The organism is Klebsiella sp. GG_Kp175 (assembly GCF_040062325.1).
Lineage (GTDB): Bacteria > Pseudomonadota > Gammaproteobacteria > Enterobacterales > Enterobacteriaceae > Klebsiella > Klebsiella quasipneumoniae.
On sequence record NZ_JBEAFX010000015.1, the window covers coordinates 74,751 to 95,309 of the forward strand.

Sequence of the window (20,559 nt, forward strand, 5' to 3'; positions counted from 1 at the left end):
TACGTGATTGATAAAACCGCTTTTGTTCATCCTACCGCCATTGTAGAAGAAGGCGCCGTGATTGGCGCTAACGTCCACATTGGTCCGTTTTGTATTGTTGGCGCCAACGTCGAAATCGGCGAAGGCACCGTACTGAAGTCTCACGTTGTCGTTAATGGCCACACCAAAATCGGCCGTGACAATGAGATCTATCAGTTCGCTTCCATCGGCGAAGTTAACCAGGATCTGAAATATGCTGGCGAACCGACCCGGGTGGAAATTGGCGATCGCAACCGCATTCGCGAAAGCGTCACCATTCATCGCGGCACAGTACAGGGCGGTGGATTAACAAAGGTGGGCAACGATAACCTGCTGATGATCAACGCCCACGTGGCGCACGATTGTACGCTTGGCGATCGCTGCATCCTGGCCAATAACGCGACGCTCGCAGGCCATGTTTCGCTGGATGATTATGTCATTATCGGCGGCATGACCGCGGTGCACCAGTTCTGCGTCATTGGCTCACATGTTATGGTTGGCGGCTGCTCCGGCGTGGCGCAGGACGTTCCGCCGTTCGTGATTGCCCAGGGCAACCATGCTACGCCATTCGGCGTCAATATCGAAGGCCTGAAACGCCGCGGCTTCAGCCGGGAAGCGATTACCGCGATCCGCAACGCGTATAAACTGCTGTACCGCAGCGGCAAGACGCTGGAAGAAGCCAAGCCGGAGATCGCCGAACTGGCGACTCAGCATCCTGAAGTCCAGGCGTTTGTCGATTTCTTCGCCCGCTCTACCCGCGGCTTGATTCGTTAATGACTGAACAGCGTCCCCTGACGATTGCCCTGGTCGCCGGAGAAACCTCCGGCGATATTCTTGGCGCCGGCCTCATCCGCGCCCTCAAAGCACGCATCCCGAATGCGCGCTTTGTCGGCGTGGCGGGACCGCTGATGCAGGCGGAAGGGTGTGAAGCCTGGTACGAAATGGAAGAGCTGGCGGTGATGGGTATTGTTGAAGTGCTCGGTCGCCTGCGTCGCTTACTCCATATTCGCGCCGATTTGACCCGCCGCTTCGGCGAGCTGCGTCCCGACGTCTTCGTCGGCATCGACGCCCCTGATTTCAATATTACCCTCGAAGGGAATCTGAAAAAGCAGGGCATCAAAACCATTCACTACGTCAGCCCGTCGGTCTGGGCCTGGCGACAAAAACGCGTTTTCAAAATCGGCAGATCCACCGATCTGGTGCTGGCCTTTCTGCCTTTCGAAAAAGCGTTTTATGACAAATTTAACGTTCCCTGCCGTTTTATCGGCCATACCATGGCGGATGCGATGCCGCTGGATCCTGACAAAGGCGCAGCGCGCGATCGGTTAGGGATCCCGCACGACGTGCGTTGCCTGGCGCTGTTGCCCGGCAGCCGCGGCGCAGAAGTCGAAATGCTCAGCGCGGACTTTCTGAAAACCGCTCAGCTTCTGCGGGCTAGCTATCCCGATCTGCAGGTGGTGGTGCCGCTGGTTAATGCCAAACGGCGGGAGCAGTTTGAGCGAATTAAAGCTGAAACGGCGCCGGATATGATCGTCCATATGCTGGACGGTCAGGCGCGCGATGCGATGATCGCCAGCGACGCCGCGCTGCTGGCCTCCGGGACGGCGGCGCTGGAGTGTATGCTGGCGAAATGCCCGATGGTGGTTGGCTATCGCATGAAGCCGTTCACCTTCTGGCTGGCGAAGCGGTTGGTTAAAACCGACTACGTCTCGTTGCCGAACCTGCTGGCCGGGCGCGAGCTGGTTAAAGAGCTGCTGCAGGATGAGTGCGAGCCGCAGGCGCTGGCTGCCGCTCTGCAGCCGCTGCTGGCCGATGGCAAAACCAGTCATGAGATGCATGAGACATTCCGCGCGCTGCATCAGCAGATCCGCTGCAACGCCGATGAGCAGGCGGCGGATGCCGTACTGGAGTTAGCAAAACAATGATGGAGTTCGTCTATCCGCATACCCATCTGGTTGCCGGCGTCGATGAGGTCGGGCGTGGCCCCCTGGTTGGCGCGGTGGTGACCGCGGCGGTGATCCTCGATCCGGCGAAGCCGATTGTGGGTCTGAATGATTCCAAAAAACTCAGCGAGAAGCGTCGTCTGGCGCTGTTCGATGAGATTAAAGAGAAAGCGCTGTGCTGGAGCCTGGGGCGCGCCGAGCCGCACGAAATCGATGAGCTGAATATCCTGCATGCCACTATGCTGGCGATGCAGCGCGCCGTCGCCGGCCTGAGCATTGTACCCGAGTTTGTTCTGATTGATGGCAATCGCTGCCCATCGCTACCGATGCCCTCCCTGGCAGTAGTCAAAGGCGACAGCCGGGTGGCAGAAATCAGCGCAGCGTCTATTCTGGCAAAAGTCACTCGTGACGCCGAAATGGCCACGCTGGACCTCGCATTTCCCCACTACGGATTTGCCCAGCATAAAGGCTATCCCACCGCTGTTCACCTGCAGAAGCTGCAGGAACACGGCGCAACAGAGCATCACCGGCGCAGTTTTGGCCCGGTGAAGCGTGCCCTGGGCCTGGCGTCCAACTAAGTCACCGGGATCTAAAGATGGCTGAACCACGTTTCGTACACCTGCGGGTGCACAGCGACTATTCCATGATCGATGGGCTGGCAAAGACCGGGCCGCTGGTCAAGAAGGCGGCCTCGCTTGGCATGCCAGCGCTGGCGATCACTGATTTCACCAATCTCTGTGGGCTGGTGAAGTTCTACGGGACGGGACACGGCGCGGGGATTAAGCCGATCGTCGGCGCCGATTTCCACGTGCAGTGCGACCTGCTCGGCGACGAATTTACCGAGCTGACCGTGCTGGCGGCGAATAACACCGGCTACCAGAACCTGACTCTGCTGATTTCCCGCGCCTATCAGCGCGGCTACGGCGCCCTGGGGCCGTGGATCGATCGCGACTGGCTGGTGGAACATCAGGAAGGGCTGATTCTGCTCTCCGGCGGCCGTAAAGGCGACGTCGGCGTCAGCCTGATCCGCGGCAACATGCCGCTGGTTGAGCAGTGCGTCGCCTTCTATGAAGAGCATTTCCCGGATCGCTATTTTCTGGAGCTGATCCGCACCGGTCGTCAGGATGAAGAGAGTTATCTTCATGCCGCCGTGGCGCTGGCGGAAGCGCGTGGTCTGCCGGTGGTGGCGACCAACGATGTCCGCTTCCTCGACACTGGCGACTTTGACGCCCATGAAATCCGCGTCGCTATTCACGACGGCTTCACCCTCGACGACCCGAAACGGCCGCGCAACTACTCGCCGCAGCAATATATGCGCAGCGAGGAAGAGATGTGCGAGCTGTTCGCCGATATTCCGGAAGCGCTGGCAAACAGCGTTGAAATTGCCAAGCGCTGCAACGTCACCGTGCGGCTTGGCGAATATTTCCTGCCGCAGTTCCCGACCGGCGATATGACCACGGAAGATTTCCTGGTGATGAAATCGAAAGAAGGTCTGGAGGAGCGGCTGGAATTCCTCTTCCCGGATCCGGAAGTGCGCGCGAAGCGCCGGCCGGAATACGACGAGCGTCTGGATATCGAGCTGCAGGTGATCAACCAGATGGGCTTCCCCGGCTACTTCCTGATCGTGATGGAGTTTATCCAGTGGTCGAAGGATAACGGTGTGCCGGTCGGCCCGGGCCGCGGTTCCGGCGCCGGTTCGCTGGTGGCCTACGCGCTGAAGATCACCGATCTCGACCCGCTGGAGTTCGACCTGCTGTTCGAACGTTTCCTTAACCCGGAGCGTGTCTCAATGCCCGACTTTGACGTCGACTTCTGCATGGAGAAACGCGACCAGGTTATCGAGCACGTGGCGGATATGTATGGCCGCGACGCGGTATCGCAGATCATCACCTTCGGTACCATGGCGGCGAAAGCGGTCATCCGGGATGTGGGCCGCGTGCTGGGTCACCCGTACGGCTTTGTCGACCGCATCTCCAAGCTGGTGCCGCCCGATCCGGGCATGACGCTGGCGAAAGCCTTCGAGGCCGAGCCGCAGCTGCCGGAGATCTACGAGGCGGACGAAGAAGTGAAAGCGCTGATCGACATGGCGCGTAAGCTGGAAGGGGTGACGCGAAACGCCGGTAAGCATGCGGGCGGCGTGGTTATCGCGCCGACCAAGATCACCGACTTCGCCCCGCTGTATTGCGATGAGCAGGGGCTGCATCCGGTTACCCAGTTTGACAAGAACGACGTGGAATACGCCGGGCTGGTGAAATTCGACTTCCTCGGTCTGCGTACGCTCACTATCATTAACTGGGCGCTGGAGATGATTAATAAGCGCCGTGAGAAGAACGGTGAAGGGCCGCTGGATATCGCCGCCATCCCGCTGGATGACAAGAAAAGCTTCGACATGCTGCAGCGCTCGGAAACCACTGCGGTCTTTCAGCTTGAATCGCGCGGCATGAAAGATCTGATTAAACGCCTGCAGCCGGACTGCTTCGAAGATATGATCGCTCTGGTGGCCCTGTTCCGCCCGGGCCCGCTGCAGTCGGGGATGGTAGATAACTTTATCGACCGTAAGCACGGCCGAGAAGAGATCTCGTATCCGGACGTGCAGTGGCAGCATGAAAGCCTGAAACCGGTGCTGGAGCCGACCTACGGCATCATCCTGTATCAGGAACAGGTCATGCAGATTGCCCAGGTGCTGTCCGGGTATACCCTCGGCGGCGCGGATATGCTGCGTCGCGCGATGGGTAAGAAAAAGCCGGAGGAGATGGCCAAGCAGCGTTCTATCTTTGAGGATGGGGCGAAGAAAAACGGCATTGACGGCGAACTGGCGATGAAAATCTTTGACCTGGTGGAGAAATTCGCCGGTTACGGGTTTAACAAATCGCACTCCGCCGCGTACGCGCTGGTTTCTTACCAGACGCTATGGCTTAAGGCGCACTATCCGGCTGAGTTTATGGCGGCGGTAATGACCGCCGATATGGATAACACCGAGAAGGTCGTTGGCCTGGTGGACGAGTGCTGGCGGATGGGGCTGAAAATTTTGCCGCCGGATATTAACTCCGGCCTGTACCATTTCCACGTCAACGACGACGGCGAGATCGTCTACGGTATCGGCGCCATCAAGGGCGTCGGCGAAGGGCCGATCGAAGCGATCATTGAGGCGCGCAACAACGGCGGTTATTTCCGCGAGCTGTTCGACCTCTGCGCGCGGACCGATATTAAAAAGCTCAACCGTCGCGTGCTGGAAAAGCTGATTATGTCCGGGGCGTTCGATCGTCTCGGTCCGCACCGTGCGGCGCTGATGAATTCGCTGGGCGATGCGCTGAAAGCCGCCGACCAGCACGCCAAAGCCGAGGCCATCGGCCAGGCTGATATGTTCGGCGTACTGGCGGAAGAGCCTGAGCAGATTGAACAGTCCTACGCCAGCTGCCAGCCGTGGCCTGAGCAGGTGGTGCTGGATGGTGAAAGGGAGACCCTGGGGCTGTACCTGACCGGGCACCCGATTAACCAGTATCTGAAAGAGATTGAGCGCTACGTCGGCGGCGTGAGGCTCAAAGACATGCATCCGACCGATCGTGGAAAAGTGACCACGGCGGCGGGGCTGGTGATTGCGGCGCGGGTAATGGTCACCAAGCGCGGCAATCGTATCGGCATCTGTACCCTGGATGACCGTTCCGGGCGGCTGGAAGTGATGTTATTCACCGACGCGCTGGATAAATATCAGCAGTTGCTGGAAAAAGACCGCATACTTATCGTCAGCGGACAGGTCAGCTTTGATGACTTTAGCGGGGGGCTTAAAATGACCGCCCGTGAAGTCATGGACATTGACGAAGCCCGGGAAAAATATGCTCGCGGGCTTGCTATCTCGCTGACGGACAGGCAAATTGATGACCAGCTTTTAAACCGACTCCGTCAGTCTCTGGAACCCCACCGTTCGGGAACCATTCCAGTGCACCTCTACTATCAGAGGGCGGATGCACGCGCGCGGTTGCGTTTCGGCGCAACATGGCGCGTCTCTCCGAGCGATCGTTTACTCAACGATCTGCGTGGCCTTATCGGCTCGGAGCAGGTGGAACTGGAGTTTGACTAATACAGGAATACTATGAGTCTGAATTTCCTAGATTTTGAACAGCCGATTGCAGAGCTGGAAGCGAAAATCGATTCCCTGACTGCGGTAAGCCGTCAGGATGAGAAACTGGATATTAACATCGATGAAGAAGTGCATCGTCTGCGCGAGAAAAGCGTAGAGCTGACGCGCAAAATCTTCTCCGATCTCGGTGCATGGCAGGTTGCGCAACTGGCGCGCCACCCGCGCCGTCCTTACACCCTGGATTATGTCCGCCTGGCGTTCGACGAGTTTGACGAACTGGCCGGTGACCGTGCCTACGCTGACGATAAAGCGATTGTCGGCGGTATCGCGCGTCTTGATGGTCGTCCGGTGATGATCATTGGCCATCAGAAAGGTCGCGAAACCAAAGAAAAAATTCGTCGCAACTTTGGTATGCCGGCCCCGGAAGGCTACCGCAAAGCGCTGCGCCTGATGGAGATGGCTGAGCGGTTTAAAATGCCGATCATCACCTTCATCGACACCCCGGGCGCCTACCCGGGCGTTGGCGCGGAAGAGCGCGGCCAGTCGGAAGCGATCGCTCGCAATCTGCGTGAAATGTCGCGTCTGAGCGTGCCGGTGATCTGCACCGTGATCGGCGAAGGCGGCTCCGGCGGCGCGCTGGCTATCGGCGTGGGCGACAAGGTCAACATGCTGCAGTACAGCACCTATTCGGTGATTTCGCCGGAAGGCTGTGCCTCCATTCTGTGGAAGAGCGCGGATAAAGCGCCGCTGGCTGCGGAAGCGATGGGCATTATTGCCCCGCGTCTGAAAGAGCTGAAGCTGATCGATTCTATCGTTCCGGAACCGCTGGGCGGCGCCCACCGCAACCCGGAAGCGATGGCGGCAAACCTGAAAGCGCAGCTGCTGGCGGACCTGGCCGATCTCGATCTTCTCAGCGAAGAAGAGCTGCTTAACCGCCGCTATCAACGTCTGATGAGCTACGGTTACGCTTAACTTTTTCGTCAGGACTAAACACTAAGGGCCGGATTTTCCGGCCCTTTTTTTATGTGCGATGCGCCCGGGGGATTGCTATGATGCTTGACTTAGGTGAATACCAGGAGGAAAGCGTGAATATCATCGCCATCATGGGGCCTCACGGCGTCTACCACAAAGACGAGCCGATCAAAGAACTGGAAGCGGCGCTGCAGCGCCAGGGCTTCCAGACCATCTGGCCGCAAAACAGCGCCGACCTGCTGCAGTTTATCGAGCACAACCCGCGCATCTGCGGGGTGATCTTCGACTGGGATGAATACAGCGTCGATCTGTGCAGCGATATCAATCAGCTCAATGAATATCTGCCTCTGTACGCCTTTATTAACGCCCACTCGACGATGGATGTCAGCAGTCAGGATCTGCGCATGACGCTGTGGTTCTTCGAATATGCGCTGGGACTCTCCGAAGAGATCGCCACCCGTATCGGGCAGTATACCCGCGAGTACCTGGACAATATCACCCCGCCGTTTACCCGCGCGCTGTTTAACTATGTGCAGGAGGGTAAATATACCTTTTGTACGCCGGGTCATATGGGCGGCAGCGCCTATCAGAAAAGCCCAGTGGGCTGCCTGTTCTATGACTTTTTTGGCGGGAATACGCTGAAGGCGGATGTCTCGATTTCGGTCACCGAGCTGGGCTCCCTGCTGGATCATACCGGCCCGCATCTGGAGGCGGAGGAGTATATCGCTCGCGCCTTTGGCGCCGAGCAAAGCTATATGGTGACCAACGGTACCTCAACGTCCAATAAAATTGTCGGCATGTACTCGGCGCCCGCCGGCAGCACGCTGCTGATTGACCGTAACTGTCACAAATCGCTGGCCCACCTGCTGATGATGAGCGATGTGGTTCCCCTGTGGCTGAAGCCGACCCGCAACGCGCTGGGGATCCTCGGCGGTATCCCCCGGCGCGAGTTTACCCGCGACAGTATTCAGCAGAAAGTGCGCGACACGGGCGGGGCGCAGTGGCCCGTGCATGCGGTGATCACCAACTCCACCTACGATGGCCTGCTCTACAACACCACCTGGCTTAAAGAGACGCTCGACGTCCCGTCGATCCATTTCGATTCCGCCTGGGTGCCGTATACCCATTTCCATCCGATATATCAGGGGAAAAGCGGCATGAGCGGTGAGCGGATCCCCGGTAAAGTCATCTTCGAGACGCAGTCGACGCATAAGATGCTGGCCGCGCTGTCGCAGGCCTCGTTGATCCACATTAAGGGCAACTATGATGAAGAGACCTTTAATGAAGCCTTTATGATGCATACCTCTACATCGCCGAGCTACCCCATCGTCGCGTCGATTGAGACCGCGGCGGCGATGCTGCGCGGTAACTCCGGTAAGCGCCTGATCCAGCGCTCCATTGAGCGGGCGCTGGACTTCCGTAAAGAGGTGCAGCGACTGCGCGAAGAGTCGGACGGCTGGTTCTTTGATATCTGGCAGCCGGAAGCGGTGGATAAAGCCGAGTGCTGGCCGGTAGCGCCGGGCGAAGACTGGCACGGTTTCAAAGATGCCGATGCGGATCATATGTATCTCGATCCGGTGAAGGTCACCATTCTGACGCCGGGCATGGACGAGCAGGGGAATATGGATGAAGAGGGGATCCCGGCGGCGCTGGTGGCGAAGTTCCTCGACGAGCGGGGCGTGGTGGTGGAGAAAACGGGCCCCTACAACCTGCTGTTCCTCTTTAGCATCGGTATCGATAAAACCCGGGCGATGGGGCTGCTGCGCGGCCTGACCGAGTTTAAGCGTGCCTACGATCTCAATCTGCGGGTGAAGAATATGCTGCCGGATCTGTACGCCGAAGATCCCGACTTCTACCGCAATATGCGGATCCAGGATCTGGCGCAGGGGATCCACCGCTTGATCCGCCAGCACCAGCTGCCGCAGCTGATGCTCAGCGCCTTTGACGTCCTGCCGGAAATGAAAATGACGCCGCATCATGCCTGGCAGCGCCAGATTAAAGGTGAGGTGGAAACCATTGAACTGGAGAACCTGGTGGGCCGGATTTCGGCCAACATGATCCTCCCTTATCCGCCGGGGGTACCGCTGCTGATGCCAGGAGAGATGATTACGGAGGAGAGCCGGGCGGTGCTCGACTTCCTGCTGATGCTCTGCTCCATAGGACGTCATTACCCGGGGTTTGAGACCGATATTCACGGCGCGAAGCGCGATGAGGACGGCGTTTATCGGGTACGAGTCTTAAAAAATGACGAAAGGCTTGCGCGTTAACGGCGCGCACGAGTAACGTGGCTGGCTTAACAGAAGGAGTTTGACCATGCTGGGTTTGAAACGGGTTCACCATATTGCCATCATTGCGACCGACTACGCCCGCAGTAAAGCGTTCTATTGCGATACTCTGGGGTTTACGCTGCAAAGCGAGTTTTATCGCGCCGAGCGTGACTCCTGGAAAGGCGATCTGGCGCTCAACGGCGAGTATGTGATTGAGCTGTTCTCGTTCCCGTTTCCGCCGGCCCGCCCAAGTCGTCCGGAAGCCTGCGGGCTGCGTCATCTGGCCTTTAGCGTGGATGATATCGACGCTGCGGTAGCGCATTTGACTGCGCATGGCGTGGAGTGCGAAGCGATTCGCGTCGATCCCTTTACCGGTAAACGCTTTACCTTCTTTAGCGATCCGGACGACCTGCCGCTGGAAATATATCAGCAGTAAACCTTGCCAGCGCGCCCCTGGCCCGGTAACGTGCCGGGCCATCACTTCTCGGTATGTTTGTGGTTATGACGGCTGACATTGCGCATACGCTTCATCCCCATCGCCAGCTGCTGGTGGCCTTCAGCGGCGGTCTGGACTCGACGGTTCTTCTGCATCAGCTGGTGCTGCTGCGGGAACAGGATCCCTCGCTGACGCTGCGGGCGGTGCATGTTCACCACGGCCTTAGTGCCCACGCAGACGACTGGGTGGCGCACTGTCGGCAGATTTGCCAGCAGTGGCAGGTGCCGTTGGTGGTGCATCGCGTGACGTTAGCCCGGGGCGGCCTGGGCGTCGAGGCCCATGCCCGTGCGGCGCGCTATCAGGCCTTTCAGGATACGCTCAATGCCGGCGAGGTGTTAGTGACCGCCCAGCACCAGGATGACCAGTGCGAAACGCTGCTGCTGGCGTTAAAACGCGGCAGCGGTCCTACTGGTCTGTCGGCGATGGCGCCATCCTCTGCCTTTGCCGACAGCCGATTACTGCGTCCTCTCCTCAATGAAACCCGCGAATCGCTACGCCAGTGGGCGCTCGCCCATCAGTTGTCGTGGATTGAAGATGAGAGTAATCAGGACGATACCTATGACCGCAACTTTCTGCGCCTGCGGGTGATCCCGCTGCTGCGCGAGCGCTGGCCGCACTTTAGCGAGGCCGTCGCCCGCAGCGCCAGTCTGTGCGCCGAGCAGGAGCAACTGCTGGACGAGATACTGGCGGCGGAGCTCGCGTCGCTGGTGGCCGAAGACGGGTCGCTGGCTATCGCACCACTGACGTCGATGAGTTCTCCCCGCCGCGCGGCGCTGCTGCGTCGCTGGCTCGCCGGGCAGCGGGCGCCGATGCCTGCCCGCGAGGTGCCGGAGCGCCTCTGGCGCGAGGTGGCGCTGGCGCGGGAAGATGCCAGCCCCTGCCTGCGGTTGGGGGAATTTACCGTCCGTCGTTTTCAGCAGCGCTTGTACTGGGTGAGATATGTACCCGGGCAGGCGGATAGCGTCCAGCACTGGCCCGACTGGCGCCAGCCGCTGCGGCTGGCGGACGGTCTCGGCGAGCTGATGCTGCAGCCGGGCGGTAGGCTGCGCCCGCCCTCGGCGGATGAGCCGATCACCGTCCGCTTTCGCGCCAGCGGCAATCTGCATATCGTCGGGCGTCATGGCGGCCGTAAGCTAAAGAAGATCTGGCAGGAGCTGGGCGTTGCTCCGTGGCGACGAGACACCACGCCGCTGCTGTTTTACGGTGAAACGCCGATTGCCGCAGCGGACAATCTGTTTGTGACCCACGAAGGTGAAGTCAAAGACGGGGAAGGGGTCAGTCTGACATGGAGGAAAACGGGCGGTTAAGCCCGTTTTGATTCAGGATTCGCTCACCACCACGGTGCCGATTTCCGGGTGACTGAAGCTGGCGATTTTATCCAGGCGCAGCTCGCGGACGTTGCCGGCGAGTTCGACCACCAGATACTCGATATTTTTACGCGAGATTAGATCGCTGGCCTTCGCCTGCAGCTGTTCGCCATCCTTCAGCGCCAGCGTCAGCACCAGGTGATGCTGGCAGGCCAGCTCCAGGTTGTCGTAATCATCGCAGTTAATGGGTTGATAAGTATCATTCATTGACATAATCGCTCACCAGTAAGTTTGCTGCCGCATAAGCGGCCTTTTCCCTGACTGACTCCGAAAGGGCCTCATCCGCCGCAATCTCATTCAATACTTTCAACACGCAACCCAGCGCATCCGGGATATACCCTAAGTCTCCGCTGGCTATTTCCGCATACCGCTTGCGTATTAACTCACAATAGTGGTCCACATGCCCTCCTGTCAGCGTTCTGACTCAACCGTGGGATGCAAGTTTAAGCCTACGAAGATAAACTCTGTTTAGCAAGGGAACTATATCATAGTCATTTAAGCAATTTCAGCAGGATGAAACAGGTTGCTGCGATTGCTGACAGCCTTTTGCCGCCAGTTTCGCTACAATGTACGCCATTTTTTTCAGGAGTTTATTCATGGCGCTGAAAGCGACGATATATAAAGCCGCGGTGAATGTAGCCGATCTGGATCGCAACCAGTTTCTGGATGCTAACCTGACGCTGGCGCAGCACCCGTCGGAAACCCAGGAGCGCATGATGCTGCGCCTGCTGGCGTGGATCAAATATGCCGATGAACGGCTGCAGTTTACGCGCGGCCTCTCGTCAGACGACGAGCCGGAGCTGTGGCTGCTTAACGATCATCTCGGGGTTGATCTGTGGATCGAGCTGGGGCTGCCGGACGAGAAACGTATCAAGAAAGCCTGCTCGCGGGCGCAGGCGGTGGCGTTGTTCGCCTATAACAGCCGGGCGGCTGAAATCTGGTGGCAGCAAAATCAGAACAAGCTTGCGGCGTACCCGAAGCTGACCATCTGGTATCTTGATGATGCCCAGCTGGCGCAGCTTAGCGCTTTTGCCGACCGCACGATGACGCTGCAGGCCACGTTGCAGGAGGGGAGCATCTGGTTATCCGATGCTCAGAATAATCTGGAAATTCAGCTTACCGCCTGGCAAGCGCCGGCATGATTACTATCAGCCGCAGTGTGGCCATTGCTGATAACGAGATCACGCTGGAAGGTATTCGCGCCCAGGGGGCCGGGGGCCAGCACGTGAACAAAGCGTCGACCGCGATCCATCTGCGCTTCGATATTAAAGCCTCGAGCCTGCCGGCGTTTTACAAAGAGCGCCTGCTTGCCGCCAGCCATCACTTAATTTCTGCTGACGGTGTGGTTATCATTAAGGCTCAGGAATATCGCAGTCAGGAGATGAACCGAGAAGCGGCGATCGCCCGGCTGGTGGCCCTTATCAAAGAATTAACCGCAGTGCAAAAAAGTCGCCGGGAGACGCGACCGACTCGGGCATCCAAAGAGCGACGCCTTGCTTCTAAGGCGCAAAAGTCCTCGGTCAAGGCGCTGCGTGGAAAAGTTCGCCAGTGAAGGCGTCGGCGAACGGGTGGAATGGATCATAAGGAAAGTAGAGTGAAGAAAATCATATTCTCCGTGATAGCGGCCTGTTCGCTGTTCGCGCTGTTTGGTTGTAACCATCGCGCCGAAAATGACACGGTTCAGCCGCCAGCGATGGAAGAGCTCAAACCGATGCAGCAAAGCTGGCGTGGGGTGCTGCCCTGCGCGGATTGCGAAGGCATCGACACCTCGCTGTTCCTGGAAAAAGACGGTACCTGGGTGATGAATGAGCACTACCAGGGCGCTGGTCGTGAACCATCTTCCTTTGCCTCTTACGGCACCTGGGCGCGTACGGCGGATAAGCTGGTACTGACCAACAGCAAGGGCGAAAAATCGTACTTTCGCGCGAAGGGCGACAAGCTGGAGATGCTCGACCGCAACGGGAGTCCCATTCAGTCTCCTCTCAACTATACCCTGGAGCCGGTGAAGGCCAGCCTGCCGACCACCCCGATGGCGATGCGTGGCATGTACTTCTATATGGCCGATGCGGCAACCTTTACTGATTGCGCGACCGGTAAACGCGTCGCGGTGGCGAACAATGCCCAGCTTGAGCGGGATTATGCCGCTGCCCGCGGCAATGATTCACGTCCGGTTCTGCTGGTGGTGGAAGGGCACTTTACCCTCGAGGCGAACCCGGATACCGGCGAAATGATGAAAACGCTGATGACGGATCAGGCCGGCAAATTTATTCCAGGGAAAGACTGCGGACACTGATTGTCCGGCTCCTGCCCGGGGAATGGGCAGGAGATACGCCTCAGCGGTAGCCGGCCAGCGGACTTCGTTCATGGTGGTTTTACCGTCCCCCTTTTCCACCAACCATAGCGCACGAATCATGAGCCTCATGACGGGTGGGAAAGGGCAAATCGTTCTTTTACTCCGCACCGGCCTTCGGTTTGTTCACCAGATACAGCGCGACGTGGCTCACGGAAGAGGGACTGAAGGCGCGGATCCCAAACGAAGTGACGCCGAGGCTGGAGAAGAAGCAGGTCGCCGGAACGTAGGTCGCTTTCGGCGATTTCGCGCAGTCCGCTGCCGGCAATCGAGCTTTGGCGCTGGAGGGGGACCGCCCATGGCAGTGAGCGGCTATCGGTCGCGGATGCGGAAGGGGCGTTGCGGCCGACGTCTACAGTGCAGGCGGTAGGCAGGAGCAGGGTGGAGGTCAGCAGCCCGCTGCTGAGAAGAGGTGCAGTCATGGGTACAGTCCTTGTAAAAAAAAGGCCCTGACATCCGTTCAGGGCCCTGGTTGGGTGATTAGCCTTTTATCGCTTTAACCAGATATTCCACAATATCCCCGGTCTTAATCAGCTGCTTCTCACCGTTGCGACGATACTTGTATTCGATATCGTCATTGTCGAGGTTACGATCGCCCAGCACGATGGTGTGCGGGATACCGATCAGCTCCATATCGGCGAACATCACGCCCGGACGCTCTTTACGATCGTCCATCAGCACTTCAATACCCTGGGCGCTCAGCTCGGCGTACAGTTTCTCCGCCAGCTCCTGCACACGGTAAGATTTGTGCATGTTCATCGGCAGGATCGCCACCTGGAACGGCGCAATCGCATCCGGCCAGACGATACCGCGATCGTCAAAGTTCTGCTCAATCGCCGCCGCCACTACGCGAGTGACCCCGATACCATAGCAACCCATCGTCAGGATCTGGTTGCGGCCATCTTCGCCCTGGACCGCGGCTTTCATCGCCTCGGAGTACTTCGTCCCCAGCTGGAAGATATGACCCACTTCGATACCGCGCTTGATAAGCAGGGTACCTTTGCCGTCCGGGCTCGGATCGCCGGCGACGACGTTACGGATGTCCGCGACTTCCGGCGTGGCGACATCGCGGTCCCAGTTGATGCCGAAGTAGTGTTTGCCATCGATGTTGGCGCCGGCGGCGAAATCGCTCATCACCGCCACAGTACGGTCGATAATCACCGGCACCGGCAGGTTCACCGGACCCAGGGAGCCCGGACCGGCTTTCACCAGGGCGCGGATCTCTTCTTCGGTGGCGAAGGTCAGCGGGCTGGCGACCTGCGGCAGTTTTTCGGCTTTCACTTCGTTCAGCTCGTGATCGCCGCGCACTAGCAGGGCAACCAGCGGGGAAGCGCTATCTTCAACCGCTTTCACCAGCAGGGTTTTCACGGTTTTTTCGATCGGCAGGTTGAACTGCTCAACCAGCTCGGCGATGGTTTTGGCGTTCGGCGTGTCGACCAGGGTCATCTCCTGGGTGGCGGCCGCGCGCGGCGTTTTCGGCGCAACGGCTTCCGCAAACTCGATGTTTGCCGCGTAGTCGGAGCTGTCGGAGAAGATCACATCGTCTTCGCCGCTCTGCGCCAGCACCTGGAATTCATGAGAGGCGCTGCCGCCGATAGAGCCGGTATCAGCCTGTACCGCGCGGAAGTCCAGCCCCATGCGGCTGAAGATTTTACTGTAAGCGGCGTACATCGCATCGTAGGTTTCCTGCAGCGATTCCTGCGAAGTATGGAAAGAGTACGCATCTTTCATCAGGAATTCGCGGGAGCGCATCACGCCGAAACGCGGACGCACTTCGTCGCGGAATTTGGTCTGGATCTGATAGAAGTTCAGCGGCAGCTGCTTATAGGAGTTCAGCTCGTTGCGGATCAGGTCGGTGATGACCTCTTCGTGGGTTGGACCGAGGACGAACGGACGATCGCCACGATCGGCAATGCGCAGCAGTTCCGGGCCGTACTGCTCCCAGCGACCGCTCTCCTGCCATAGTTCAGATGGCTGAACGACCGGCATTAACACCTCGATCGCACCGGCGTTGTTCATCTCTTCACGCACGATGTTTTCGACTTTTTTCAGGACGCGCACGCCGGTCGGCAGCCAGGTGTATAACCCGGAGGCCAGCTTGCGGATCATCCCGGCGCGCAGCATCAGCTGGTGGCTGATTACCTCGGCGTCGGCAGGTGTCTCCTTCAGAGTGGAGAGCAGATATTGGCTAGTACGCATGTTGTAACGGTTCCAGTTAAACGAGCGGAACAGGCTGGTTGCCCAGCCTGAAACAAAAAAAGTGGTTTAGTTTACCAGTGTGGCAAAGATGCCAAAAGAGAGGAAAATAAAATTAGCGCGCTTCGAGGGCAAAGACTTCAAAACCGGCGGCAGTCACCCGCCAGCGGACGTTGAAATCCAGCAGCCAGACAGCGTAATTTTTACCTGCCTCTTCCTCTTTACGGTAGGCCGGGCGCGGATCCTGCGCCAGCACCTCTCGGATAAACGCCTTCAGATGCGGATAACGCTTCTCCAGATGCAAAAGCTGCGTTTCGACCTCGGCGGTAAAACTGACGACCTGATCCGCCTGCGGTGCCTGTTGCGCGTAGCTGGCGTGCGCGTTGGGCAGCGCTTCGGCAAACGGCAGATAGGGTTTGATGTCGACCACCGGCGTACCGTCGACGAGATCGAGGCTGCCGAGCTCCAGTATCACCTGCTCTTTCTGACAGCGAACGCCCTTCAGCTCAACCAGCGACATGCCAATGGGATTGGGGCGAAACGTGGAGCGGGTGGCGAAGACGCCCATACGCGCGTTGCCCCCGAGACGGGGAGGGCGCACCGTCGGACGCCAGCCGCCTTCCATGGTCTGATGAAACACAAACAAGATCCACAGATGGCTGAAGCTTTCCAGACCACGCACGGCGTCGGCCTGGTTGTAGGGCGCGATCAGATGGAGTTCTCCGCCGCCGTGCTTGACCAGACCCGGCTGGCGAGGCACGGCAAACTTTTCTTTATACGGCGAGCGGATCACGCCTATCTGCGCGAATTGAAATGCACTCATTGCGCCGAGACGTTAAGCGCCGAGCCCAGACAAACCGCCTGACGGTAGCAGCCTGGGGTACCGCTGGTCACTTCGCAGCGGTGCAGCAGGACAGCATTGGCTTTCATTCGTGCGGCATTAATCTGCAGGCGCTTGCGGGCGGTAGGGATATTCGGCGGAGAATCCTGATTCGAAGCCTGGCAGGACTCGCCAGACACTTCACCCAGATCGCGGAACGGTTTACCTACCAGTTCTGACGCATCGGTATAAATACGTACCGGCGCCGGACGGGTTGCGCGTGGTTTGGTCGGCTCCGATTTAACCGGAGGAGTTGCAGTGCTTTGAACAGGCTCGACGGGAGATCTGCTTAGCATGGAACAACCGCTTAACATGAGTGCTATCAAACAGACCGGTAAAGCACGCATAATATTTCCTCAATGAATAAAAAACAGGGCGTTATTGAATCAGGTGCTTGCATAAATGACAAGACGGGCGTGAAGCCCGTCCTGAATGATATTACGGTGAGAAAAGATTACCAGCCTTTCACTGCGCCGCCGTTAAAGATCTTGTTTGCTGCTTCGTAAACTTCATCGCTCTGGTAAGCCTGAACGAATTTTTTCACATTCTCAGCATCTTTATTGTCTTCACGCGCCACGATCAGGTTCACGTACGGCGACTCTTTCCCTTCAACAAAGATGCCGTCTTTCGCCGGGGTCAGGCCAATCTGACTGGCGTAAGTGGTGTTGATAACGGCCAGCGCAATCTGCGCGTCGTCGAGAGAACGCGGCAGCTGCGGCGCTTCCAGTTCAACAATCTTCAGGTTTTTCGGGTTCTCGACGATATCCAGCGAGGTCGGCAGCAGGCCAACGCCGTCTTTCAGTTTGATCAGGCCCACCTGCTGCAGCAGCAGCAGAGAACGACCGAGGTTGGTCGGATCGTTAGGGACGGCGATCTGCGAGCCCGGCTGCAGTTCGTCCAGCGATTTGATTTTCTTCGAGTAACCCGCGATCGGGTAGACGAATGTGTTGCCGACAGCCACCAGCTTGTAGCCGCGGTCTTTAATCTGCTGGTCGAGGTACGGTTTATGCTGGAAGGCGTTGACGTCGATATCACCTTTGCTCAGCGCTTCGTTCGGCAGAACGTAATCGTTGAAGGTCACCAGCTCAACGTCAAGGCCATACTTCTCTTTTGCCACTTTCTGCGCGACTTCAGCGACCTGCTGCTCCGCCCCGACGATAACGCCGACTTTAATATGATTCGGATCTTTTTCATCCTGACCGCAACCCACCAGCGCCAGAGAACCGATTAACGCACCAACTGCCGCAAAGGTTTTGAAATTAAAGGCCATGTTATTTCCTTCCTGTAAGAATGAGTGTTGTCTGCCAATAACGTTATTTATGAGTCACAGCCCGGACGATGCGATCGCCAGAGAATTGAATTAAATAAACCAGAATAACCAGCAATACCAGTACGGTATTCATCACGGTGGCGTTGTAGCCGATATAGCCATACTGATAACCAATCTGCCCCAAACCGCCGGCGCCCACCGCGCCGCCCATGGCGGAATAGCCCACCAGGGTGATAAGAGTGATAGTGGCGGCGTTGACCAGACCCGGCAGCGCTTCAGGCAGCAGAACCTTACGCACGATCTGCAGCGGCGTAGCGCCCATTGCCCGGGAGGCTTCAATAAGGCCTGTCGGGATCTCCAGCAGCGCGTTCTCCACCATGCGAGCGATAAACGGCGCGGCGCCCACTGTCAACGGCACGATCGCCGCCTGCAGGCCGATTGAGGTGCCGACGATTACGCGGGTAAACGGGATCATCCAGACCAACAGGATAATGAACGGGATGGAGCGGAAAATGTTCACCAGCGCCGACAGCGTCCGGTACAGTTTAGCATTGGCGACGATTTGCCCCGGACGGGTCACGTACAGCAGCACGCCCACCGGCAGGCCAAGGACAAAACCGAAGAAGCCGGAGACAAAGGTCATTGCCAGCGTTTCCCATACGCCGCGCAACAGCAGCCACATCATTGCCTCAGACATAACCCAATACCTCTACTTTTACATGATGTTCCTGCAGCCAGGCGATAGCCGCCTGAGTGTCTTCCTGTGTACCGTGCATTTCAGTCAGCATGATGCCGAACTTCACCCCGCCGGCATAATCCATCTGCGCGCTAATAATGTTGTTATTCACGTTGAAGCGACGCGCGGTTTCAGAAAGCAGCGGCGCATCGACGGAATGGCCGGTAAATTCCATGCGCAGCATTGGTACGCTATCCGCTGTAGCGGTAGGTTTCAGGCGCGCCTGGTAGTCATCCGGAATATCCAGGTGCAGGGTCGACTGAATAAACTGCTGGGCCAGCGGCGTCTTCGGATGGGAGAAGACTTCGCTCACCGTGTCCTGCTCAATCAACTGGCCGTTGCTAATCACTGCCACGCAGTCGCAAATGCGTTTCACCACATCCATTTCGTGGGTGATCAGCAGGATGGTCAGCCCCAGACGACGGTTAATGTCTTTCAGCAGTTCGAGAATGGAACGGGTGGTGGCCGGATCCAGGGCGCTGGTGGCTTCATCGCACAGCAGTACCTTGGGGTTACTGGCCAGCGCGCGGGCAATGGCGACACGCTGTTTCTGACCGCCGGAGAGATTAGCCGGATAGCTGTCGTGCTTATCGCCCAGGCCGACAAGATCCAGCAGCTCCGTCACGCGGCGTTTGATTTCTGCCTGTGGCGTGTTATCCAGCTCCAGAGGTAACGCCACGTTGCCGAAAACGGTGCGGGATGCCAGCAGGTTAAAATGCTGGAAAATCATGCCAATCTGACGGCGAGCGCGGGTTAGCTCTTTTTCCGACAGCGCAGTCAGCTCCTGACCGTCAACCTGTACGCTGCCCTCAGTCGGGCGCTCCAGCAGGTTAACGCAGCGAATCAGCGTACTTTTACCGGCGCCGGAGGCACCGATGACGCCGTAAATCTGTCCGGCAGGGACATGCAGGCTGACGTTATTCAGCGCCTGAATGCTGCGATTCCCCTGCTGGAACACTTTGGTGATATTGGAAAGTTTAATCATCAGTTATTTATTATCGTTTAGCCGTTTGCCGTGGCATTTTCTTCTGCCGTATCCAGGCGATGCCTGGCAATGAAATGGATGTTAAGGCATCCAGACGTCTAAATCAATCTGACTCTTTATAATGAGCACTTTCTTGCATGCGGAAACATGCGATACTAACGGCACTAGCCTTTTTCAGGAGCAAACCGGTGGCAAAGTCAGTACCCGCAATTTTTCTCGACCGTGACGGCACTATTAATGTCGATCATGGCTACGTCCACGAAATCGACAATTTTGAATTTATCGATGGCGTCATTGACGCAATGCGCGAACTAAAAGAGATGGGCTACGCGCTGGTGCTGGTCACTAACCAGTCCGGTATTGCTCGCGGTAAATTTACCGAAGCTCAGTTTGAAACGCTGACCGAATGGATGGACTGGTCTCTGGCAGACCGTGGCGTCGATCTGGACGGTATCTATTATTGCCCGCATCACCCGCAGGGTGCGGTTGAGGAGTACCGTCAGACCTGTGATTGCCGTAAACCGCATCCGGGGATGCTGATCTCAGCTCGCGATTATCTGCATATCGATATGGCCGCTTCCTATATGGTAGGGGACAAACTGGAAGATATGCAGGCTGCAGCGGCTGCTGATGTCGGTACTAAAGTGCTGGTGCGTACCGGTAAGCCTGTTACTGAAGAAGCGGAAAAAGCCGCGGACTGGGTGCTAAATAGCCTGACAGAGCTGCCGGCGGCGATTAAAAAGCAGCAAAAATAAGCGTTACGTATAAAAGATGAGCGGTTGAAATAAAATTGTATTTTTCCGCTTGTCATTCCCGGCGGGCTCCCTATAATGCGCCTCCATCGACACGGCGGATGTGAATCACTTCACACAAACAGCCGGTTCGGTTGAAGAGAAAAATCCTGAAAAACGGGTTGACTCTGAAAGAGGAAAGCGTAATATACGCCACCTCGCGACAGAGCGCTAAAGCGCGTCGCAACTGCTCTTTAACAATTTATCAGA

20 protein-coding genes and 1 pseudogene are annotated in these 20,559 nt (G+C 57.6%); 12 read left to right on the forward strand and 9 right to left on the reverse strand.

The genetic code is table 11. The features are described from left to right. The first annotated feature begins 3 nt into the window (after positions 1-3). The 8 genes from lpxA (at position 4) to tilS (ending at position 11,081) form a co-directional block, all read left to right on the forward strand. Positions 4-792: an acyl-ACP--UDP-N-acetylglucosamine O-acyltransferase gene (gene lpxA / locus ABLU73_RS20185; protein WP_192079282.1), complete on the forward strand. Its 789-nt coding sequence runs from the start codon at positions 4-6 to the stop codon at positions 790-792. Then, positions 792-1,943, forward strand: coding sequence for a lipid-A-disaccharide synthase (gene lpxB / locus ABLU73_RS20190; protein ID WP_004204457.1), 1,152 nt, complete (start codon positions 792-794; stop codon positions 1,941-1,943). Before lpxA ends, lpxB begins: the two co-directional genes overlap by 1 nt. Further along, on the forward strand, positions 1,940-2,539 hold the full coding sequence (rnhB, locus tag ABLU73_RS20195) for a ribonuclease HII (protein ID WP_004204458.1): 600 nt from the start codon (positions 1,940-1,942) through the stop codon (positions 2,537-2,539). The genes lpxB and rnhB overlap by 4 nt, the downstream gene beginning before the upstream one ends. A gap of 17 nt (positions 2,540-2,556) precedes the next feature. Next, on the forward strand, positions 2,557-6,039 hold the full coding sequence (dnaE, locus tag ABLU73_RS20200) for a DNA polymerase III subunit alpha (protein ID WP_017900653.1): 3,483 nt from the start codon (positions 2,557-2,559) through the stop codon (positions 6,037-6,039). A gap of 12 nt (positions 6,040-6,051) precedes the next feature. Beyond that, complete coding sequence (gene accA, locus ABLU73_RS20205; protein WP_004204460.1) at positions 6,052-7,011, forward strand: acetyl-CoA carboxylase carboxyl transferase subunit alpha; 960 nt, start codon at positions 6,052-6,054, stop codon at positions 7,009-7,011. 113 nt (positions 7,012-7,124) lie between these two features. Then, on the forward strand, positions 7,125-9,278 hold the full coding sequence (locus ABLU73_RS20210; RefSeq protein ID WP_004204462.1) for a lysine decarboxylase LdcC: 2,154 nt from the start codon (positions 7,125-7,127) through the stop codon (positions 9,276-9,278). 46 nt (positions 9,279-9,324) lie between these two features. Then, positions 9,325-9,714, forward strand: coding sequence for a VOC family protein (locus ABLU73_RS20215; RefSeq protein WP_004204463.1), 390 nt, complete (start codon positions 9,325-9,327; stop codon positions 9,712-9,714). Between the two features lie 53 nt (positions 9,715-9,767). Beyond that, on the forward strand, positions 9,768-11,081 hold the full coding sequence (gene tilS, locus ABLU73_RS20220; RefSeq protein WP_264923610.1) for a tRNA lysidine(34) synthetase TilS: 1,314 nt from the start codon (positions 9,768-9,770) through the stop codon (positions 11,079-11,081). A gap of 12 nt (positions 11,082-11,093) precedes the next feature. On the opposite strand, the gene rof is transcribed toward tilS, so the two are convergent. Next, positions 11,094-11,354: a Rho-binding antiterminator gene (gene rof, locus ABLU73_RS20225; protein WP_002889424.1), complete on the reverse strand. Its 261-nt coding sequence runs from the start codon at positions 11,352-11,354 to the stop codon at positions 11,094-11,096. Further along, positions 11,341-11,541: a YaeP family protein gene (locus ABLU73_RS20230; protein WP_002889429.1), complete on the reverse strand. Its 201-nt coding sequence runs from the start codon at positions 11,539-11,541 to the stop codon at positions 11,341-11,343. Before ABLU73_RS20230 ends, rof begins: the two co-directional genes overlap by 14 nt. A 196-nt stretch (positions 11,542-11,737) precedes the next feature. Here ABLU73_RS20230 and ABLU73_RS20235 point away from each other — a divergent pair, with 196 nt between their 5' ends. The 3 genes from ABLU73_RS20235 to nlpE are packed head-to-tail and all read left to right on the forward strand — an operon-like array spanning position 11,738 to position 13,434. Continuing rightward, entirely contained in the window at positions 11,738-12,283 is a 546-nt protein-coding gene (locus ABLU73_RS20235; RefSeq protein ID WP_004204466.1) for a YaeQ family protein, read from the forward strand. Then, entirely contained in the window at positions 12,280-12,693 is a 414-nt protein-coding gene (arfB, locus tag ABLU73_RS20240; protein WP_004204468.1) for an alternative ribosome rescue aminoacyl-tRNA hydrolase ArfB, read from the forward strand. The genes ABLU73_RS20235 and arfB overlap by 4 nt, the downstream gene beginning before the upstream one ends. A 42-nt stretch (positions 12,694-12,735) precedes the next feature. Beyond that, the gene (gene nlpE / locus ABLU73_RS20245) at positions 12,736-13,434 is read left to right on the forward strand and encodes an envelope stress response activation lipoprotein NlpE (RefSeq protein WP_094144378.1); all 699 of its coding nucleotides are present in this window, start codon (positions 12,736-12,738) and stop codon (positions 13,432-13,434) included. 187 nt (positions 13,435-13,621) lie between these two features. On the opposite strand, the pseudogene ABLU73_RS20250 reads toward nlpE, so the two are convergent. The 7 genes and pseudogenes from ABLU73_RS20250 to metN form a co-directional block, all read right to left on the reverse strand. Next, positions 13,622-13,913 (reverse strand): annotated as a pseudogene (locus tag ABLU73_RS20250) (hypothetical protein); the annotation flags it as partial. Between the two features lie 58 nt (positions 13,914-13,971). Then, the gene (proS, locus tag ABLU73_RS20255; protein ID WP_004204474.1) at positions 13,972-15,690 is read right to left on the reverse strand and encodes a proline--tRNA ligase; all 1,719 of its coding nucleotides are present in this window, start codon (positions 15,688-15,690) and stop codon (positions 13,972-13,974) included. A gap of 112 nt (positions 15,691-15,802) precedes the next feature. Then, positions 15,803-16,510 carry a tRNA (N6-threonylcarbamoyladenosine(37)-N6)-methyltransferase TrmO gene (gene tsaA / locus ABLU73_RS20260; protein WP_017900660.1) on the reverse strand — a complete coding sequence of 236 codons (708 nt, stop codon included), beginning with the start codon at positions 16,508-16,510 and terminating at the stop codon, positions 15,803-15,805. Then, a complete protein-coding gene (gene rcsF / locus ABLU73_RS20265; protein WP_004204477.1) occupies positions 16,507-16,914 on the reverse strand; it encodes an Rcs stress response system protein RcsF in 408 nt (135 codons plus the stop codon). Before rcsF ends, tsaA begins: the two co-directional genes overlap by 4 nt. 107 nt (positions 16,915-17,021) lie before the next feature. Beyond that, positions 17,022-17,837: a methionine ABC transporter substrate-binding lipoprotein MetQ gene (gene metQ, locus ABLU73_RS20270; RefSeq protein WP_002889445.1), complete on the reverse strand. Its 816-nt coding sequence runs from the start codon at positions 17,835-17,837 to the stop codon at positions 17,022-17,024. A 43-nt stretch (positions 17,838-17,880) separates the two neighbouring features. Then, a complete protein-coding gene (locus tag ABLU73_RS20275; RefSeq protein WP_004204478.1) occupies positions 17,881-18,534 on the reverse strand; it encodes a methionine ABC transporter permease MetI in 654 nt (217 codons plus the stop codon). After that, complete coding sequence (gene metN, locus ABLU73_RS20280) at positions 18,527-19,558, reverse strand: methionine ABC transporter ATP-binding protein MetN (protein WP_002889450.1); 1,032 nt, start codon at positions 19,556-19,558, stop codon at positions 18,527-18,529. The genes ABLU73_RS20275 and metN overlap by 8 nt, the downstream gene beginning before the upstream one ends. A gap of 188 nt (positions 19,559-19,746) precedes the next feature. Between metN and gmhB the strand changes: the two genes are divergently transcribed. Beyond that, a complete protein-coding gene (gene gmhB, locus ABLU73_RS20285) occupies positions 19,747-20,313 on the forward strand; it encodes a D-glycero-beta-D-manno-heptose 1,7-bisphosphate 7-phosphatase (RefSeq protein ID WP_004204479.1) in 567 nt (188 codons plus the stop codon). The last annotated feature ends 246 nt before the right edge of the window (positions 20,314-20,559 follow it).

What these genes read in the sequence shown, in the direction of transcription:
- lpxB (WP_004204457.1), top strand. Translation starts at nt 792, where the DNA reads ATGACTGAACAGCGTCCCCTGACGATTGCCCTGGTCGCCGGAGAAACC.
- rnhB (WP_004204458.1), top strand. Translation starts at nt 1,940, where the DNA reads ATGATGGAGTTCGTCTATCCGCATACCCATCTGGTTGCCGGCGTCGAT.
- dnaE (WP_017900653.1), top strand. Translation starts at nt 2,557, where the DNA reads ATGGCTGAACCACGTTTCGTACACCTGCGGGTGCACAGCGACTATTCC.
- accA (WP_004204460.1), top strand. Translation starts at nt 6,052, where the DNA reads ATGAGTCTGAATTTCCTAGATTTTGAACAGCCGATTGCAGAGCTGGAA.
- ABLU73_RS20215 (WP_004204463.1), top strand. Translation starts at nt 9,325, where the DNA reads ATGCTGGGTTTGAAACGGGTTCACCATATTGCCATCATTGCGACCGAC.
- tilS (WP_264923610.1), top strand. Translation starts at nt 9,768, where the DNA reads ATGTTTGTGGTTATGACGGCTGACATTGCGCATACGCTTCATCCCCAT.
- rof (WP_002889424.1), bottom strand. Translation starts at nt 11,354, where the DNA reads ATGTCAATGAATGATACTTATCAACCCATTAACTGCGATGATTACGAC.
- ABLU73_RS20235 (WP_004204466.1), top strand. Translation starts at nt 11,738, where the DNA reads ATGGCGCTGAAAGCGACGATATATAAAGCCGCGGTGAATGTAGCCGAT.
- arfB (WP_004204468.1), top strand. Translation starts at nt 12,280, where the DNA reads ATGATTACTATCAGCCGCAGTGTGGCCATTGCTGATAACGAGATCACG.
- proS (WP_004204474.1), bottom strand. Translation starts at nt 15,690, where the DNA reads ATGCGTACTAGCCAATATCTGCTCTCCACTCTGAAGGAGACACCTGCC.
- tsaA (WP_017900660.1), bottom strand. Translation starts at nt 16,510, where the DNA reads ATGAGTGCATTTCAATTCGCGCAGATAGGCGTGATCCGCTCGCCGTAT.
- rcsF (WP_004204477.1), bottom strand. Translation starts at nt 16,914, where the DNA reads ATGCGTGCTTTACCGGTCTGTTTGATAGCACTCATGTTAAGCGGTTGT.
- metQ (WP_002889445.1), bottom strand. Translation starts at nt 17,837, where the DNA reads ATGGCCTTTAATTTCAAAACCTTTGCGGCAGTTGGTGCGTTAATCGGT.
- ABLU73_RS20275 (WP_004204478.1), bottom strand. Translation starts at nt 18,534, where the DNA reads ATGTCTGAGGCAATGATGTGGCTGCTGTTGCGCGGCGTATGGGAAACG.
- metN (WP_002889450.1), bottom strand. Translation starts at nt 19,558, where the DNA reads ATGATTAAACTTTCCAATATCACCAAAGTGTTCCAGCAGGGGAATCGC.